A 15,857-nucleotide genomic window follows, 5' to 3' on the forward strand; every position below is an offset into this window, starting at 1 on the left:
TGATTGCCGGAGTGCAGACGTCCGCCGGCGGAACGTGTGGTGTGGCTGTGAGAGTAGACGCGGTCAGATGAACAGCTTGGTTTCGGCCTGCGCCGTCAGTGACAGGATGGAGGGCAGGCCGAGCACTTCGTCGACGTGACGCTCGACGGCACCCGCCTCCACTCCCATGTATTCGAGGCCTGCGCTGCAGGCGATGAGGCGGAATTGGCCCACGAGCCGAGCTTCGTGAAACATCTCGGAAATCGTAGGAACCTTTTTTTCTTTCAGGAGGCGGGTGACTTCTTCGGCGGAGGCGGCATATTCCTGCGGGAAGTCGATCTGATCGATCTTGCCCTCAGCCAGTTTCTTGATCGTCCAGAACAGCAACACGACGATGACGTCTTTGCCCATGGCCGCAGCGGTCAGGCCGAGGGTGGCCACCTGGTGGAGCTTGTCGTACGTGGCGTTGTGGGCGAAGATGACGAACTTGGGTTTCTCGGCCATGATGGCTATTTGACCTTCTGTCGAGTCTTGATGCTGTTCACAAAATCGGCGATAGCGGCATCCACTTCGGCCGGCGTCATGGCACGATCGTGCACCTCGCTTTCATCAAGCAAATAACGGACGCCTTCTTTTTCCTGCCGGACCACCACAGAGTTTTCTGGAGTCACCTCGACCCGCATGAACCATTCTTTTTCGCCCTGGGTGATGACCACTTCCTTTCCGAGCCCGATTTTGGTGATCTCGATCGCGAGCGGGGGCTCAGCAGGCGCATCCGCGGCCAGCGCTCTGTGATCGCTCTGGACAAGGTAGCTCAGTGAAAGCGTGAGGCCCAACAGGGGCAGGAGAGAGGCGGCAGCGCGATGGCGTATCGGGGAAGCACTATCACATGGTTGCGACCGCATGGGGGGAATTATATCCGGAGACGCGGGGAACGTAAACCGGCTTGCCGACACTCTTCCCGCCGTCCAAAGCCCCATGCTAGGATGCGCGAGTGATATCCGACGTGTTAGCGCAGATCGAATCCTACGTGCCGGCGAATGTGCTTATTTGGTTCGCTGTATCCTCGGTATTCATGTTCGTCGGGACCCTCATCGCGATTCCCATCATTCTCATGCGGCTGCCGGCTGATTATTTCGATATCCGCAAGCCGCGCCCCTGGATGGAAAACCACCATCCGGTGCTTCGGCTGCTGGGACATATTGTGAAGAATGTCGTCGGAGCAATTTTCCTCTTTGCGGGGTTTCTCATGCTGTTCCTGCCTGGACAGGGGGTGTTGACGATGTTGATCGGCCTGTCGCTGATTGAATTCCCCGGTAAGCGGCGGGTAGAGGCGAAGATCGTGGGCCAGTCCACCGTTCTGAGCACGATCAACAGCATGCGAGCCAAGTTCGGCAAACCGCCCTTGATTATTGCGCCGGATCGATAGTCGTCCGCCGTCGGTTCTCCGCGTGTAGCATCTCGAACTGGATCAGGGAACGCATCGACGACATGTGTCATCGCGTTCGCTCCGGTTGGAATGGACATGCCGAACCGTCGCTTGCTCGATCACTGAAACCTGAGGCCTATTCACGTGCCGACTCTGTATCTCATCGACGGGAGCGCCTACATCTATCGGGCGTTTTTTGCCCTGCCTCCCCTGTCAAACTCCAAGGGCCTGCAGACCAACGCGGTCTATGGATTTACGACCATGCTGCTGAAAGTACTGCGCGACCATCGGCCGGACTATGTGGCCGTAGTGTTTGATGAAAAAGGCCCCACCCACCGCCATGAGGCGTTCAAGGAGTACAAGGCGCAACGGCCGCCCATGCCGCAAGGGATGAGCGCGCAGATTCCCTATATCCATCGCGTCGTGGAAGCGCTGTCCCTGCCGGTCATCCGGCAAGCGGGTTATGAGGCGGATGATTTGATCGGCACCTTGGCGCGGAAAGGTGAGGGCGAGGGGCTCGACGTCGTCATTGTGACCAGTGATAAGGATATGTTCCAGCTCCTGACGCCAAAGACACGGATTTACGATCCGGTGAAGGATAAGTGGTTCAACGAGGCGGATTCGCTGGTGCGGTTCGGCGTGGAGCCGGCGCGCGTCGTCGAGATCATGGGCCTCATGGGCGATACGAGCGACAATATTCCCGGCGTCAAAGGAATCGGGGAGAAAACCGCGCTGAAATTGATCTCGCAATTTGGGACGATCGATGAACTCCTGCGCCGGGTCGAGGAAGTCACTCCGGCCAAGACAAAGGCGCTACTCCTGGCGCAGGGCGAGAACGCCCGCATGAGTAAGCAACTAGCGACGATCGAGATCGATTGTCCGGTGGAATTTGTTCCAGCCCGGTTTCAGGCGAAGGCGCCGCACACCGAGGCGCTCGTGAGCCTGTTGCGCGAATTGGAATTCATGACGCTGGCCAAAGCCTTCCAGGGCGACACGCCGGAGCCGAACCGCTTAGGCGCAGAGGTTATCGACATCCGTGATGATGCGGAAGCGAAACAATTTCTGGCGCGGCCGGGGGCCGAGCCGTTCCTGGGAGTGTCCTGTGTGTTGAACGACGAGCCGGGCGTGCGGGCGGACATTCGGGGCTGTGCGTTTGGTTGGCCGGACGGGGCTGCGGCGTTCGTGCAAGGCGAAGCTCGAAGCTGGCCTCGTCCGTTGATCGACTATCTGCGCGACGGGAGCCGCAGGAAGGTCGTGCAGGATCTCAAGCCCCTCCTCTTGGCTCTCCATCGGCAGGGCCTGGACATGCCGGGGCCCTCTTTCGACACCATGGTGGCTGACTATCTGCTGAATCCGAATCGTCGTGCACACACGCTGGAAGCCATCGCGATGGATGTGCTGAGTTATCAGCTCGGTGCCGGAGCGAGTGACAAGCCAGACGAAGATCCGCCATCGTTGTTTGACGTTGATGCGCGGGTGATTCGTCGATCCGGTGAGGCGGCCGCCGTGACGGCCAAGGTGGCGCCGCTGTTGCGCGACCGTTTGAGGGCGCAGGGTAGCTTGTCGTTGTTTGAAGACGTCGAAATGCCGCTGGTCCCGGTGCTGGTCGAGATCGAACAAAACGGGTTTTTGCTCAATGTGGAGGGCTTAGGCGCGCTGAGCCGAGAACTGGAGCGGGAACTCGAGCAGATGGTGGGCACCATCTATCGGCTGGCCGGAGGCGAGTTCAATATTGGCTCGCCAAAACAGTTGGCCACGGTGCTCTTTGAGAACCTGGGCTTGAAGCCGCTCCGGAAAACCAAGACCGGCTTCTCCACCGATGAGGATACACTCACTCAGCTGGCCGGTCAGCATGAGTTGCCCGCGCACATCCTCAATTACCGGACCCTGACGAAGCTGAAATCGACCTATGTCGATGCTCTGCCGCAGTTGGTGAATCCCGACAGCGGGCGGCTCCACACATCGCTCAACCAAACAGTGGCGGCCACGGGGCGCCTGTCTTCCACCGACCCGAATCTCCAGAATATTCCGGTCAAGGGCGATTACGGCCTGCGCATCCGCGAAGCGTTCATTGCGCCGCCCGGACATCAGTTGCTCTGTGCCGACTATAGTCAGGTCGAGCCGAGGATTCTGGCGCATCTTTCGCAAGACCCCCGGCTGCTGGATGTGTTCGAGAAGGGTGAGGATATTCATATGGCCACGGCCATGGAGATTTTTAATCTGCCCGCCGGTGAGGTGACGCGTGAGATGCGGCGAGCGGCCAAGAGCGTGGTGTTCGGCATCGTGTACGGTATCAGTCCGTTCGGTCTCGCGTCGAACATCGGTGTGACCCAGGCGGAAGCCAAACACTATATTGAGACCTTTTTTGAGAAGTTTGCGGCCGTCCGGGCGCTCATGGACCGGAACATCGACGACGGCAAGACAAAAGGGTACACGACGACGATTCTCGGCCGCCGCCGGCCAATCCCGGAGCTGCAAAGCGGGGATCCCTCTCAACGCGGGGTCGGAGAACGGATGGCGGTCAACAGTCCGATTCAGGGCTCGGCTGCGGACCTCATCAAAGTGGCTATGATCAACGTGCACCGGCGGTTGCAGGACGAGTTGCCGGCTTGCAAGATGATCCTGCAAGTCCATGACGAATTGATCTTCGAAGTGCCGGACGGGGCGTTGGAGCAAGCGAAGCAGCTCGTGAAGGGGGAAATGGAGGCCACTGGCGCAGCGCTGAAACTGTCGGTTCCGCTCAAAGTGGATGTGGGTGTGGGAGGTAACTGGCGAGTCGCCCATCCGTAGCAGGATATTGAAACGGGCTGCTGGCCGCGTTCTCAGTCGCACGCCTCCCTGCGACGTACGCCCGGCTGTACGCCTCAGTCGACGTGCTCCTTGCGGCCTTGCCGGCAGCCCGTTTGAACATCCTGACACACTGTGGATGGTGTACAGCGCGTGAGTCGATCCAATGTAGCCTATGTCGCCGCGAAAGCGCTCATTGACCATACCTGAGCCGGAGTTCCAGGCTTTAGTCCAAGAAGCGCTCGACGGGCTACCTGACGAATACGCCAAACTCCTCACCAACGTGGCCGTGGTCGTGGAAGAAGAGCCTTCGCCCGATGTCCGCACCGATCTGGAGCTGGAGGACGGCGAGGATCTCCTCGGCCTCTATCAGGGGCTGCCCATCGACAAAGAATCTTTCTTCCAGGCGGGCGGGCAACTCCCGGCCAAAATCTCGATCTACCGTGGGCCGATTCTCCGGCTCTGTCGCACCAAAAAAGAAGTCGTGCAGGAAGTGCGTGATACGGTCGTGCACGAAATCGGGCATCACTTCGGGTTTGACGACGACGAGATGCCGTACTGACAGGATGGTGAAAAAGGCCGCCAGCGGCGTTCTCGGTCGCACGCCTCCCTGCGACGTACACACGTGTACGCCTCAGTCGTCGCGCTTCCTGCGGCCTTGCCGGGCAGACTTTTTGACCATCCTGCAAGGGTGAAGTGGATGAGGGCGTACACTTTTCGCAAGATCCGCTTAGGATTGGATAGTGGCGAGCATAAAGAGCCACATTTGAGAACACACAATGACTAAACAGCAGCCTGAAATGCCACAGTATAGCCGCGAGAGCGATGCTCTTCGCCGTTGGACGTTTGCTCACTCAATCTATCAATTGATCCATGGTGCTCCCAAGGAGTGGTCGTTGCGGATCGGAATCTTCGGCCGGTGGGGTGAAGGAAAAACGACGGTTCTTAACTTTATTGAACAGATGGCACAAAGAGATGAATGTCCTGTCGCAAAGTTTAATCCTTGGGCTGTCCAGGATAGGAAAGAGCTTTGGAAAACGTTGGTTCTTGCCATAGAAGATGCTTTCAAAGCAGGGAATTTCAGTAAAGCAAAAATCAAGGGTAAGGCAGAAAAGATTGTCCAGTCTGAAGTGACGAAGAAGGTATTGGATGAGGGGCTCAAGTTTGCCGGACTAGGGGAAGTCGCGGAAGCAATCGGAGGCGTTCTAGGGCCTTTGATTCAAGGCCAGCTGAGCATGCAAAAAGGCGATGCTGAGCATGTAATTAGAAAGAGATTGGGTGATCGCAAGCTAATAGTTCTCGTAGATGATCTTGACCGAGCTAACCCAGACCTAGTGCCGCACCTGTTGCTGGGGTTGCGGGAGATACTAGATTTACAACAGTGTGCATTTGTTATGGGGTTCGATCCCGTTGTCATTTCGAAAGCACTTCCTGCGGTTCATGCTGGGTGGGGAAGCACACCAGAATTTCTAGAGAAGATCATCGACTTTCCATTCTGGCTTCCTCCCGTTCAAAGCGATGACCTCCGCCGCCTTCTGGACGAGGAGCTAAAGTCTTCTCCGGTCAACCTTGACCGCCATGCACTCGAGGAGGTTACGCACCTATTGCCAACAAATCCCAGGAAGTTGAAACGTTTTCTTCGAGGGCTGTGGCGATTCAATGCTCAGATTGAGCGCCATGATGAGGCTGATAGGGAGTGGATGTTCCTACTACTCATAGAACTTCTTCGAGGTATCTCCTTTAAGACAGCAGAACGGCTGCTCGCGAACAAAGATCTGTGGGATGAATTGCAGAAAAGTTCATTTGTCGGCCGTATGCCAGACCGAGGGGATAGGCAAGTGATCGAGGAAGAGAAATGGGCCAAGATCATGACCAACATCATTGATGAGGAGGCAGATAAGGAGCAACAAAAGAAGGAGCTAGAGAAGGCGCAGTTTTTTAAACTCATGAATGCAATGAGGGACCTCATTTCTGCCGAGAAGTTAAGCAATGTTCGCTATTGGGCGAGGCTTGAAGATGATCCTCCTGTACTCACATGGAAGGAGTTCAGAAATATTTTCCAAGAGTGGCGGGGTGATCCCACTAAAGCCAGCCTGGAGAAACTGGGGAAGGATCATGCCGAGCGAACAGAGACGCCTGCGGAGATTGTGCTGAGAGATCTGTTCGGAATGGTTATCGCATACAGGGAGCAATTTTTAGCTGAAGCAGCTGATTCTGGCACTGAGAGTGATTTAGTCGCTGCGGTGGAAATGGCTCAGGTATGCCTTTCGATGATGAGTATGCTGATTTCCGATTTGCGAGGGTTTGCCGGAGAACCTGCATTTCTGTTCACCAACGACTTTATGGGAATGTTTGAGCATTTCTCAAAGTGGGCACACTTCACGAACCATCCTCGCTATGTTCAGGCACGTGCAGCAGAGATTGAAGTGTTGAAGCGAGGAGGACGCGAAGCATCAAAGCGGGCTGTGGATATTTTGAATGACCTTAAACCTTGGGACCCTCTTCGAGGATCAATGGTAAAGGAGGCTCAAGCGTTGAGGGACAGTGTCGTTGATGAATTGATTCCTGGTGTGATTGAGGAAGTCAGGAGCCGCTTCACACGGAATGATGGAGTCAATTCTATGTGGGGGCATGATCGGCATTTGGTGGAAAAATGGATCTTGTTCCGACGAGACAGCGGTTTTTACTCTAAGAGTGGCTTGGAGTTCCTTAGGTCTATTGTTGGGCGTGCCAGTACAGATGCCATAATCCATTCGAATTTGTTGCAGTTTGTGTTGATGATCGGCAATGCATCGAGACATGGTCTCAAAGTATTGGGCCCATCCGACGTAAATCCTCTGGCAAGCGACAAGGAAATCATGCCGTTAGTATGGCAAGGAGCCGTCTCAAGAAAAATTCAACCCAGAACGCTTGGATCGCTTAAAGAGGTAAGAGCGCGATTAGTTGAGTCATTGGGCGATGAACAGCTGTTGCTCACACCCGACTGGTTGGACGTCGTTGGCTAGCAGCGTATGAGCGTTCCGCCGTTCAGGAAGCGCAGAAGCACTGCGCGTTATGAATACAGCCGCCCCACGATCTGATTGAAGTTAAGCAGCATTGCGTTGGTGCTGGTGTAGGCGGCGTGGCTGTAGTGGTGGTTCGGATATTGGTGGAACTCGTGTAATTCTTGTAATCGACCAGCAGGCACTGGCCTTCGCACGATCTAACGGTCGACGAGCCCGAGCGTCGCCTTCCACCGGTCCACATACGACCAATCGATACGCAAATCGGCTTCCCGTGCGCGAATTTTCTCCAAATCGGCACGATCCTGGAGTCGCCCCGCCACAATCTTGAGGATGACGAGATCCTCGATTGACAGCATCGGGACCTGTAGTGCGCCAAATCCAACCATATGTCTGCGTTCCAATGCGGTGCGAAGGTAGGCCGAGTCTGCCAAGAGGAAATCGATCACGACTTCCTGCTCGGAACGGATTCCCACAATTCGCCAAATCAAGATCCCCTGAAGCACCATAGGACTCGGATGAATGATGGTGGAGTCGAAGAGAGATGAGACGAGTGTCTGTATTTGTTCGCGTGAAGGCGGATCCAGCAGAATAAGAAGGTCGATGTCCGTGGTGGCCCGAGGCTCCACCAAGGCGCTGTAGGCCCAGCCCCCCGCCAGCGCATAGGTTACGCTGCGTCTGTTGAAGTCGGTGATGAGGTCGGAGAACGCCTGGACTAGGATTGGCTCTGCTGCCATGCCTGCTCTTTAGCCAGTCGAATTTCATGCATGAGCCGGGTGATGCCTTCACCGGCGCTAAGCCCATTCCGCTGCTCAATGACGGCCTGACGCAAGGCCAGCCCCAACTCCGTCAGTTCGATCGTGCGGCGCAAATTATCGGCAATGCGCCTGTCGTCCGGATGGGAGGAGGTTCGTGACATGACCGGGGCTCCGAGGAAGAATGGACTCTGAAAGTGAGTCTACTTGACGATTCGAGAGGGAGCAAGCAAGAAGGCGCACTCTGCTGGTGGTCTCTCTGGTGGAAGGGTGGCACCGGGCATCGATGCGGGGGCATCACTGCTGAGCGAGATGAGAGTTCAGCCTTACGAATACAGCCGCGCGACGATCTGATTGAAGTTGAAGAGCATGGCGTTCGCGCGGGTGTAGGCGGCGTGGCCGTAGTAGTGATCGCGGACGTTGGTTGAGCTGGTGCAGTCTTTGTAATCGACGAGGAGGCATTGTCCTTCGCTTGGGAAACGCGTGGCGCGGCGCGCGCATTCCACCCAGCGTTCGAACCCATCGTACGGTTCCAGCAATTCCCACACCGCTTTATTGGCGGCCTTGGCGCTCTCAGCGGGTAGGGCATCGCTTCCGGCCACGGCCAGTTCCTGCACATAATCGCCACCCCAGGCGATGGGCATTTCCACGGTGATCTGTGGCAAGTCCATTTTGGAGAGCCAGGTCTTTCCGTCGGTGCGCAGATTGCGGTGATTCACGATGTGGAGCAGCTTGCCGATGCCGGAGGGGTCCCATCCGTAACGCACCGGCGTCCCGAAGGTGACGAGATCGAGGGCTGCGCTGTTGAGTAAGGAGCCCGAGGTCAATAAGGGATCGATCCGGTGAATGGCCTGCGCATCCGGGCCCTGTGGGTTCGCCGCGAGGAGCAGATCGAAGAACGTCTTCCGGCCGGTGATCGGTGAAGGGCAGAGCAGATTGGAAGCCAGCGCCAGTATGAGTCCCGCCTGACCGTGGGCCTGGATCAGGATTCGATCCCCGGCCCCCAGATGGTGTTCACTCACAAGGGTGTGCAAACGATCCAATAGCCGACAGGCAGCCAGGGCGCGCCCCAGATGGTGGTGCTCGCTGGACCAGAGTTCTCGAACGCAGGCGATCGGTTTCGAGACCTGCTGATTCAGGGCCTTCCGGCATTGTTCGACGGTCTGAGCGGTGAAATTGCCCGCGTCGCCGATCTGGCTGTCGAGCAGGTTTTTCGTGGCCTCGTCGTTAGGGAGCGGCGGTTTGAGGCCGCCGGGGAGCGGTGTGATGCCGTTCGTGCCTTCCCGCATGAAGGAGAGGAGCGAATCCAGGCCGGAAATCCCACGTGAGTAGCCGCGTTTGAGGCCCCCCACTTCATCGAGTCGTCCCAGTCCGAAGATATCCGTCCCTGGGATGGCGCCGTGAAGGAAGAGGATGACACGGACCCCGGTTTGCGACAATTTCTGTCCGATGTCCCCCATGGCGACCTGCCACGCAGGTGATCCGATATCGGGTGGAGGCGTCCACTCGGCATACGTCAGGCGATCGCCGGGATTCTTTCGGGAAAGTTCGTCGTGCTGAAAATTATTCTCGACGGGCATGGGACGACTGTCTTACCCGAAATACAACCTGAAGTTCAATGGAGGGCGTGGCGTTCGCTGTATCTGTTTATCGATGTGCGGGCGAATCAGTGGTCATTGGTTCGATGGCGAGGGGAGTTGGGAGCGTGCTTTTCGGCATGACGGCCATTGCTGAGCAGGTTTTTGATTCCTCATCCTTGCGGCGTTCCACGATGGTGACGCCCTGCAGGTATTCCTGCACGATTTCCTCGCGCACGACTTCAATGTCCTGCTCCGTCTCGCGACCGCTCCGCTCGCGCAGACGATCGATCGCATGTTCCTTGACCTGCACGCGAATTTGTTTGGCGATGTCGGCCCGTGCGGCCAATTCCGACACGCGTTGACACACCAAGGGGCCTTTACTCAAATCACCCTGGCCCTGCCCGATCAGAAAGCGATCAACATCATAGGCCTGAGCAGCTGGAGGCTGCGGCCGATTCTGCTGTTCAGGCGCAACGCTCTGCTCCCCGGTGCGCATCTGGCGGAACGTGCGGTCGGCATGGTTGCGGACATCGGAGGACGAATCCGCAGCCAGCGCAGGAGAGGTGATCACGAGGGCACAGAGAAGCCACCTTCCCGCAGGGAGTAAGCCGGTTGCCGCAGACATCGTCATTGCCCTCCCTGGTCATTGCTCCGGGGCACACTGCCTGGCGGAATCAGGCTGGGGGGACCACTCTGTGGAGTCTGTGGAGGACTCGGAGGGTGAATCCCGCGAGCGGTCGGACCTTGTGGCGCCAACCCGCCCGGTGCACCAGTGGCTCCACCGGCGCGATAGGTGTGCAAGGTCGGTTGACTCGGCTGACCGTTGGGTGTTGGGACTTGCCGATAGGTGGGCATCATCCCGCGGTCCGCGGGAGGCGTGGCTGTCCCCGGCGGAGGGTGCACTTGGATGATGGTCGTACTGTTGCCTGGTTGGGGCGGCTGTCCTGACGGGTTGGGCAGCAGGGGATTGAGTTGAGAAACACTGGACAGTTCCCGGGAGTCGGGGGACGGGGTGGTGCCGGGCGAAGCCGGTTGTTGTGGGACCACGTAGTAGCCGGGCAGAAAGGGAACGGTATGGGGCACGGGCGGTTGTCGCGGCTGAGGGGGGGCAGGCGCCGTGTTCGCTGCCACCATCTGTTGTGCGAAGGCGAGGTGGGGATTATCAGGATTGAGCCGGCCGGCAAGGCCGAGGAGGGCTTGGATATGGGCGAGGCCCGCCGCTGGGTAGGGCTGCGCAAACGGGGCGATCAACAGCCAATCGGTCCAGGCTTGCGCCACAATCGCGTGTGACTCGGCCTGATCAAGCAAGTTGGCGCGCTGGTGATTCAGCTGGCGGCTCTGTTCGGGTGAGCGCGCTTGCGCCAGGGCTCGATTGGCTTCACCCAATTGCTGTTGGAGGTGATCGACATCTGCCCGTAACGCCAGCAATTCCTCCCGCACGGTCTCTTGTTGCTTCAGAGTTGCGAGAGCCTGGGCCACCTGGTCGGTGTCCACTTGCGTCTTCAGGTCGACGCGGATCACCACGACGTCTCCGTCCAGTCTGGTGTCGACCTGTTGATCGAGCACCAGCACCATCCCGGCTGTGTAACTGCGCAGTTCATCCCGGGTGACGTCCAGGTTTCGCACGACCGTGACGCTCTCGAGATAGGAGGCTACCTGCTCCAATGCCTCTTTCTTCGCCTGTTCACCGGCAAGCCGGATGGCATCCACCCTCGTTTCCCGATCGGTCATGCGATGCTCCCCCGAGGCCTTCACCACTCGAATTTCGGCATGGGCTGAAACGGGCCAGGCGATTGAGAGGGCCAAGCTGAGCGTAGTCAGGCTGCGAAGTGAGGAGGCCGCGAATTTCTGGAGGAACCTGTGTGTGGGGAGACGCGGATCGTGATGTTGACGGTTGTCGATCATGGGCTCGCACCGCTGCACGGGAATCCACCGATGCTTGGATTTTTGGGAGTATTCTGCCGTCGTACTCAGAATAGCATCGATCCTGTTTGAGCGCTATGAGAGGCGCGGTTCGCGCCTTGCCTTCGCGGAAAACAGCGTGCTAAGGTATTTTCTCTTCGCATTTTTACACGATCCTGTGGTGAGGCAGCTCATGAGTGATATCCGCACGTTTTCTGTCACTGCGGCAGCATTCCGTATGGCCCTTTTCCTGGGTGTGATTCTCTTGTTCTCCTCGACGTCTTCCATGGCGTTGGCCGCGCGCGGAGGAGGGGCTGGTGCACCGTCAACGCCTGAAGCGTCAACCGAACATGTGGTGTTGTTTGTGTTGGAAGGATTCGGCCAAGAGTCATTGAAAAGCGGGGCGATGCCGGTGCTGTCGTCCCTTGTCAAGGATGGATCCGTCACCTGGTCGGCCACTGCCGTTGCGCCCGCGCGTCGATTGCCGACGATGGCCTCGCTGGTGACGGGGATGCCGGTCGCCAAACACGGCATCACCTGGAACGTCTTTGAATTCAGCCGTGGGTATCCGCGCGCTCCCACCGTGTTTGACTATCTTGACCTGAGCGGAGGCCGGGACAGCGCCATCTTCTATATGGATGAGTCCTTGTATCAGCTCGCCAAGCCGGAACCGTATACGGACTATCAAATGTGTGGGCCACTCAGGGCCGAGTGCAGTCCCGACCGATTGGTCGGGTACGTGCGGGACTATTTCAAGAAGGCCACGAGCGGTTCCGGATATGGTCATGCCATTCCCTCGTTGCCTCATCTTCTGGTTGTTCATTTGCCGGCTCCCGGTCGCGTTGGCGAGGCCCAGGGCTGGAAATCGGTCGCATACAAAGACGCCTTAAAAGCCGTGGATAAGGCGATGGGCACGGTGCTGGATTTGTACCGTGAACTTGGCCTGATGAAACGGACGACGGTGTTTGCCACGTCGCTAAGCGCCTTTGGGGAAACGCAGTTCTCTTCAGGGGAGATGTCCGCCGACCCGACGGCTGCCGTTCCGGTGGTGCCGTGGATCGCGTCCGGAGTTGGGATTAAATCCGGTTATGCGATCCGTCAGCCTGTGTCGATCATGGATACCGGCGCGACCGTTATGCGCGCGCTGGGACTTACCACATACACTGAATGGGAGAGCCATCCTGTCGAAGAGATTTTCAAGACGGCATTCACGGCGGCTCCCGTCAGCCCACTGCTGCAATAGAGGACCGATGTATACAGCGTCGCATAGATCTCATATCGGGCGGTCGGCGTTCCTGTTAGCCCTGATCATGACCTGTGTAGCGGGCTATTCGGAGCGGCTTCTGGCGGCCGGCCCTCCCCCTGCCTATACGAAGGAGCATACGATTACGATCGACCCGACTCCGCTGGTGCCGCAATCATGGTGGCAGGTGCCGGGTATCACGCCCCCGCTCTGGGTGTTGGATCCCGAAACCTCAGATGCCTATCGTACGACGGAAACGCGTGAACTGAAGCTCAAGCCGGGACAATACAAGTTCATCAGTTTTACCTTCGACTTCCCCTTCACGGTGAATTTGGACGGGAAACTGGAATACTCCAAGTCACTCGATCAATGTGTGGAGGGCCGCGGGACGCAGACCCTGGTGGTACTCTGCAAGCGAACCTATCCCCATGGCGGTCAACGTGATGCCTATTATGGGAATAGTGAGGTGGGTGATGGCACAGGCACTCGATGATCTGCTGGATTCCCTCGAAGATCCGGATGATGCGACCCGCGAGGAGGCCGCAAAATCTCTCGCACAGTTGGCGGACCCGACGACCCTGGATGCGCTGATCGGCGCTTGTGGCGACGAGTACTGGTCCGTCCGGACGCGCGCCAGCTGGGGCGTGGCGAAGATCGGCGGCCCCAAAGCCGTTGAAGCCCTGATCGCCTTGTTCAACGATCCGATCATGGAGGTCCGCAACGAAGCGGTGGCAGCCGTCGTCTCACTGGGGGCGGGCCAATTGGATCGCCTACTGACCGCGCTGAAAGACGAACGATGGCGGGTGCGGGAACACGCGGCGAAAGCCTGCGGTGATCTCCGCAATGCGCGCGCCGTCGACGGCTTGATGTTTGCCTGCCGGGATCGCGACGGTGCGGTGAAGAGCGCCGCCGCGGAAGCGCTGGGAAAAATCGGCGACGCGAAGGCTGTGCCTGCGTTGGTGAAGTTGTTCCGGGATTCGTCCAAGATCGTTCGTGAAACCGCCGGCATCGCGTTGGTCGCCATCGGACAGCCTTCGGTTGATCTGCTGCTCGAGACCATGAAGGATAAGGATTTTGTCGTGCGCTGCCATGCGGCTCGTGCGCTGGGAGGCATGACGACCGACTACCAAATCGGTCGAAGCTGGGTTCGCGAACCCCGCGTGGTTGATGCATTGATCGAGGCGTTGAAAGATCCGGATCGAGCGGTGCGGGAGGATGCGACGATCGCGTTAGGGATGATCGGGGATCCGCGCGCCATCGATGGGTTATTGGAAGCGATGAAAGACGGTGCCGTGAAGCGTCACGCGATCGCCTCGCTCGGGATGATTGGAGATCCACGCGCCCTTCCTGCCGTCTTGGCGGCGCTCAAGGGAAAAGGTGTACGCCAGGATGGAACGCCGACTCCCGGTTGCATCGTGAGTGAAGATGCATTCATCAAGGAGGCTGCCGCCACGGCGCTCGGACATTTCCGCGATCCGCGCGTAATCCCTGACCTCATCATGCTGTTGAAAGACGGCGTCTTGCGTGAGAAGGCCGCTGCTGCGCTGGTGCTGATCGGTGACTCGGCTATCGAGCCGCTGATTTCCTTCCTCTACGATCCTAAGGCCTCGGAGGTCGAAGCCGAGGGGGAGCGGGTGCTCTCCTATGCCTCGGTGCGGTTGACGGCCAAAGATTCTCTGCGGTTGCTGGTGCTGCAAACGTTGGAGCAGCTCGGGTGGACTCCTCCGGAAGAAGAAGCGTCGGTGGATTCCAGCCAGGCCGACAATCTTCGCGTCGATCGGCCCTTGGGGGATATCGGGCGCTTCGGCCCGAGCGGAGATTTTGCAAAAGGATCGGTGCGGTAATCTCCGGTGAGCTCTCCCAGCAGCCCTGTCTGTTGGGAGCGTCCGGCGTTCCAGCCGTTTCTTCTCTTGATGTGTTGACTGGCTCCGTGATGATGGTGTGAGGCCTCGCTGAAGCAGGCAACGAAGGGCATGAGAGCGGTCCCCTCCAGTGACCTGTCCTCTCCTGCGGTAGGCGCGCTGGTTGCTCGATCAGTCATCTGCCCACGAATTCGAAGCGAAGGTCGATGGCCCCACCGGATGCCGAGGTACCATGGCCGACAGGGTCAGTGAGCAGATTGCAGCATTGTCGGATGAAGATTGGGCCATTCGAGAAGAAGCTGCGACTCTGCTGGGTGTCCTCAAGGATGCGCGGGCGGTTCTTCCGCTGACGAAGGCTCTGCGTGATTCGGATCGTGCGGTGCGCGAGGCGGCTGTCGGGGCGTTGTCAGCGTTGGGTCCCGTCTCGGTCCCGGCGCTGGCCGGATGTTTGACTGATCCGGCCCTGCAAGTGCAGGAGGCGGCTTCGGCGATTCTCGCTTCCCTGGCAGACGCGCGAGTATTGACACCGCTGATGCAGGCCTTGGATAGTCGCGATTGGATTGTGCGCATGCACGCGGCGAAGGGGTTGGGGCGGATCGGCGATCCGGAAGCTGTTCCCGCGTTGATGCCGTTGTTGCAGGACAAGGTCAAAGCTGTCCGCGAGGAAGCTTCCAGTGCGCTGGCCGCCATCGGCGCTGCCGCGATGGCCGGATTGATCGAGGCCCTGCAGCATGATGATTGGCTGGTTCGCCTCCATGCGGTGGAGGCATTAGGCAAGCTGAGGTCTCCGGACGCCGTCGAACCCTTGCTCCGTGCGTTATTCAATGAGCGAGATTCCGCGATCCGTGAGGATGTGGTCAGAACACTCGGTGCGATTCGAGATGTGCGCGCGGTCGATTACCTGGTGGTGGTCATGAAGGAGCCGGGACTGCGGCTCCTGGCCGTCGAAGCCCTCGGCCATATCGGGGATCGTCGTGTGGTGCCGCTGCTGTGTCGTGTGGTGGAGGGGGTGCCGCTTGGAGAGCCAAGAGATTCGGCCACTCCTTGTGCCGATGGATGGACGGACGAAATGGCCACCATGGGCATGGCGGCTCGTGCGCTGGGAATGATTGCCGATGCCGTGGCGATTCCGTCTTTGATCATCGCGTTGCGGAATACCATTACGCGGTCTGAAGCGGCTGCGGCACTGACGAAATTTGGCCCGACCGTGATCCCCTCGCTGTTGCCGATGTTGGCCAAAGAGCAAGATGAAAACGTGCGGTACCATCTGCGGGAAACGCTGACGGCCGTCGGATGGCGCGCGGGGCGAGTCTAGCGG

The 15,857-nt window shown here is 58.4% G+C and carries 15 protein-coding genes; 8 read left to right on the top strand and 7 right to left on the bottom strand.

Translation table 11 applies throughout. The features are described 5' to 3' along the window. Window positions 1–63: 63 nt before the first annotated feature. Both KJA79_RS06630 and KJA79_RS06635 read right to left on the bottom strand, forming a co-directional pair. Window positions 64–483 carry a hypothetical protein gene (locus tag KJA79_RS06630; RefSeq protein ID WP_213041191.1) on the bottom strand — a complete coding sequence of 140 codons (420 nt, stop codon included), beginning with the start codon at window positions 481–483 and terminating at the stop codon, window positions 64–66. 5 nt (window positions 484–488) lie between these two features. After that, window positions 489–884, bottom strand: coding sequence for a hypothetical protein (locus tag KJA79_RS06635; RefSeq protein ID WP_213041192.1), 396 nt, complete (start codon window positions 882–884; stop codon window positions 489–491). 170 nt (window positions 885–1,054) lie between these two features. Between KJA79_RS06635 and KJA79_RS06640 the strand changes: the two genes are divergently transcribed. From KJA79_RS06640 to KJA79_RS06655, 4 genes are all read left to right on the top strand, one after another. Continuing rightward, entirely contained in the window at window positions 1,055–1,408 is a 354-nt protein-coding gene (locus tag KJA79_RS06640; protein WP_246507455.1) for a PGPGW domain-containing protein, read from the top strand. 144 nt (window positions 1,409–1,552) lie between these two features. Next, window positions 1,553–4,198, top strand: coding sequence for a DNA polymerase I (polA, locus tag KJA79_RS06645; protein ID WP_213041194.1), 2,646 nt, complete (start codon window positions 1,553–1,555; stop codon window positions 4,196–4,198). Window positions 4,199–4,370: 172 nt separating this feature from the next. Continuing rightward, on the top strand, window positions 4,371–4,757 hold the full coding sequence (locus tag KJA79_RS06650; RefSeq protein ID WP_213041195.1) for a metallopeptidase family protein: 387 nt from the start codon (window positions 4,371–4,373) through the stop codon (window positions 4,755–4,757). 217 nt (window positions 4,758–4,974) lie between these two features. After that, window positions 4,975–7,200 carry a KAP family P-loop NTPase fold protein gene (locus tag KJA79_RS06655; protein ID WP_213041196.1) on the top strand — a complete coding sequence of 742 codons (2,226 nt, stop codon included), beginning with the start codon at window positions 4,975–4,977 and terminating at the stop codon, window positions 7,198–7,200. Between the two features lie 197 nt (window positions 7,201–7,397). On the opposite strand, the gene KJA79_RS06660 is transcribed toward KJA79_RS06655, so the two are convergent. The 5 genes from KJA79_RS06660 to KJA79_RS06680 form a co-directional block, all read right to left on the bottom strand. After that, entirely contained in the window at window positions 7,398–7,934 is a 537-nt protein-coding gene (locus KJA79_RS06660) for a nucleotidyl transferase AbiEii/AbiGii toxin family protein (protein ID WP_213041197.1), read from the bottom strand. Beyond that, a complete protein-coding gene (locus KJA79_RS06665; protein WP_213041198.1) occupies window positions 7,913–8,116 on the bottom strand; it encodes a hypothetical protein in 204 nt (67 codons plus the stop codon). The genes KJA79_RS06660 and KJA79_RS06665 overlap by 22 nt, the downstream gene beginning before the upstream one ends. Before the next feature lie 162 nt (window positions 8,117–8,278). Beyond that, entirely contained in the window at window positions 8,279–9,532 is a 1,254-nt protein-coding gene (locus KJA79_RS06670; protein WP_213041199.1) for a hypothetical protein, read from the bottom strand. Window positions 9,533–9,599: 67 nt separating this feature from the next. Next, the gene (locus KJA79_RS06675; protein WP_213041200.1) at window positions 9,600–10,163 is read right to left on the bottom strand and encodes an LPP20 family lipoprotein; all 564 of its coding nucleotides are present in this window, start codon (window positions 10,161–10,163) and stop codon (window positions 9,600–9,602) included. Then, entirely contained in the window at window positions 10,160–11,263 is a 1,104-nt protein-coding gene (locus KJA79_RS06680) for a hypothetical protein (RefSeq protein ID WP_213041201.1), read from the bottom strand. The genes KJA79_RS06675 and KJA79_RS06680 overlap by 4 nt, the downstream gene beginning before the upstream one ends. 364 nt (window positions 11,264–11,627) lie before the next feature. Here KJA79_RS06680 and KJA79_RS06685 point away from each other — a divergent pair, with 364 nt between their 5' ends. From KJA79_RS06685 to KJA79_RS06700, 4 genes are all read left to right on the top strand, one after another. Beyond that, window positions 11,628–12,677 (top strand): alkaline phosphatase family protein, encoded by a 1,050-nt coding sequence (locus KJA79_RS06685; protein WP_213041202.1) that lies wholly within the window; start codon window positions 11,628–11,630, stop codon window positions 12,675–12,677. 67 nt (window positions 12,678–12,744) lie between these two features. After that, the gene (locus KJA79_RS06690) at window positions 12,745–13,170 is read left to right on the top strand and encodes a hypothetical protein (RefSeq protein ID WP_213041203.1); all 426 of its coding nucleotides are present in this window, start codon (window positions 12,745–12,747) and stop codon (window positions 13,168–13,170) included. Next, window positions 13,151–14,521 (top strand): HEAT repeat domain-containing protein, encoded by a 1,371-nt coding sequence (locus tag KJA79_RS06695; protein ID WP_213041204.1) that lies wholly within the window; start codon window positions 13,151–13,153, stop codon window positions 14,519–14,521. Before KJA79_RS06690 ends, KJA79_RS06695 begins: the two co-directional genes overlap by 20 nt. A 250-nt stretch (window positions 14,522–14,771) precedes the next feature. Continuing rightward, on the top strand, window positions 14,772–15,854 hold the full coding sequence (locus tag KJA79_RS06700) for a HEAT repeat domain-containing protein (protein ID WP_213041205.1): 1,083 nt from the start codon (window positions 14,772–14,774) through the stop codon (window positions 15,852–15,854). Window positions 15,855–15,857 lie beyond the last annotated feature (3 nt).

It is taken from the genome of Nitrospira defluvii (assembly GCF_905220995.1).
Classification (GTDB): domain Bacteria; phylum Nitrospirota; class Nitrospiria; order Nitrospirales; family Nitrospiraceae; genus Nitrospira_A; species Nitrospira_A defluvii_C.

Excerpts from the sequence above, each read along its gene's own strand:
- KJA79_RS06695 (WP_213041204.1), top strand. The coding sequence starts at position 13,151 with ATGGCACAGGCACTCGATGATCTGCTGGATTCCCTCGAAGATCCGGAT.
- KJA79_RS06650 (WP_213041195.1), top strand. The coding sequence starts at position 4,371 with ATGTCGCCGCGAAAGCGCTCATTGACCATACCTGAGCCGGAGTTCCAG.
- KJA79_RS06680 (WP_213041201.1), bottom strand. The coding sequence starts at position 11,263 with ATGACCGATCGGGAAACGAGGGTGGATGCCATCCGGCTTGCCGGTGAA.
- KJA79_RS06700 (WP_213041205.1), top strand. The coding sequence starts at position 14,772 with ATGGCCGACAGGGTCAGTGAGCAGATTGCAGCATTGTCGGATGAAGAT.
- KJA79_RS06660 (WP_213041197.1), bottom strand. The coding sequence starts at position 7,934 with ATGGCAGCAGAGCCAATCCTAGTCCAGGCGTTCTCCGACCTCATCACC.
- KJA79_RS06670 (WP_213041199.1), bottom strand. The coding sequence starts at position 9,532 with ATGCCCGTCGAGAATAATTTTCAGCACGACGAACTTTCCCGAAAGAAT.
- KJA79_RS06685 (WP_213041202.1), top strand. The coding sequence starts at position 11,628 with ATGAGTGATATCCGCACGTTTTCTGTCACTGCGGCAGCATTCCGTATG.
- KJA79_RS06640 (WP_246507455.1), top strand. The coding sequence starts at position 1,055 with ATGTTCGTCGGGACCCTCATCGCGATTCCCATCATTCTCATGCGGCTG.
- KJA79_RS06665 (WP_213041198.1), bottom strand. The coding sequence starts at position 8,116 with ATGTCACGAACCTCCTCCCATCCGGACGACAGGCGCATTGCCGATAAT.
- KJA79_RS06635 (WP_213041192.1), bottom strand. The coding sequence starts at position 884 with ATGCGGTCGCAACCATGTGATAGTGCTTCCCCGATACGCCATCGCGCT.
- KJA79_RS06630 (WP_213041191.1), bottom strand. The coding sequence starts at position 483 with ATGGCCGAGAAACCCAAGTTCGTCATCTTCGCCCACAACGCCACGTAC.
- KJA79_RS06675 (WP_213041200.1), bottom strand. The coding sequence starts at position 10,163 with ATGACGATGTCTGCGGCAACCGGCTTACTCCCTGCGGGAAGGTGGCTT.
- KJA79_RS06690 (WP_213041203.1), top strand. The coding sequence starts at position 12,745 with ATGACCTGTGTAGCGGGCTATTCGGAGCGGCTTCTGGCGGCCGGCCCT.
- KJA79_RS06655 (WP_213041196.1), top strand. The coding sequence starts at position 4,975 with ATGACTAAACAGCAGCCTGAAATGCCACAGTATAGCCGCGAGAGCGAT.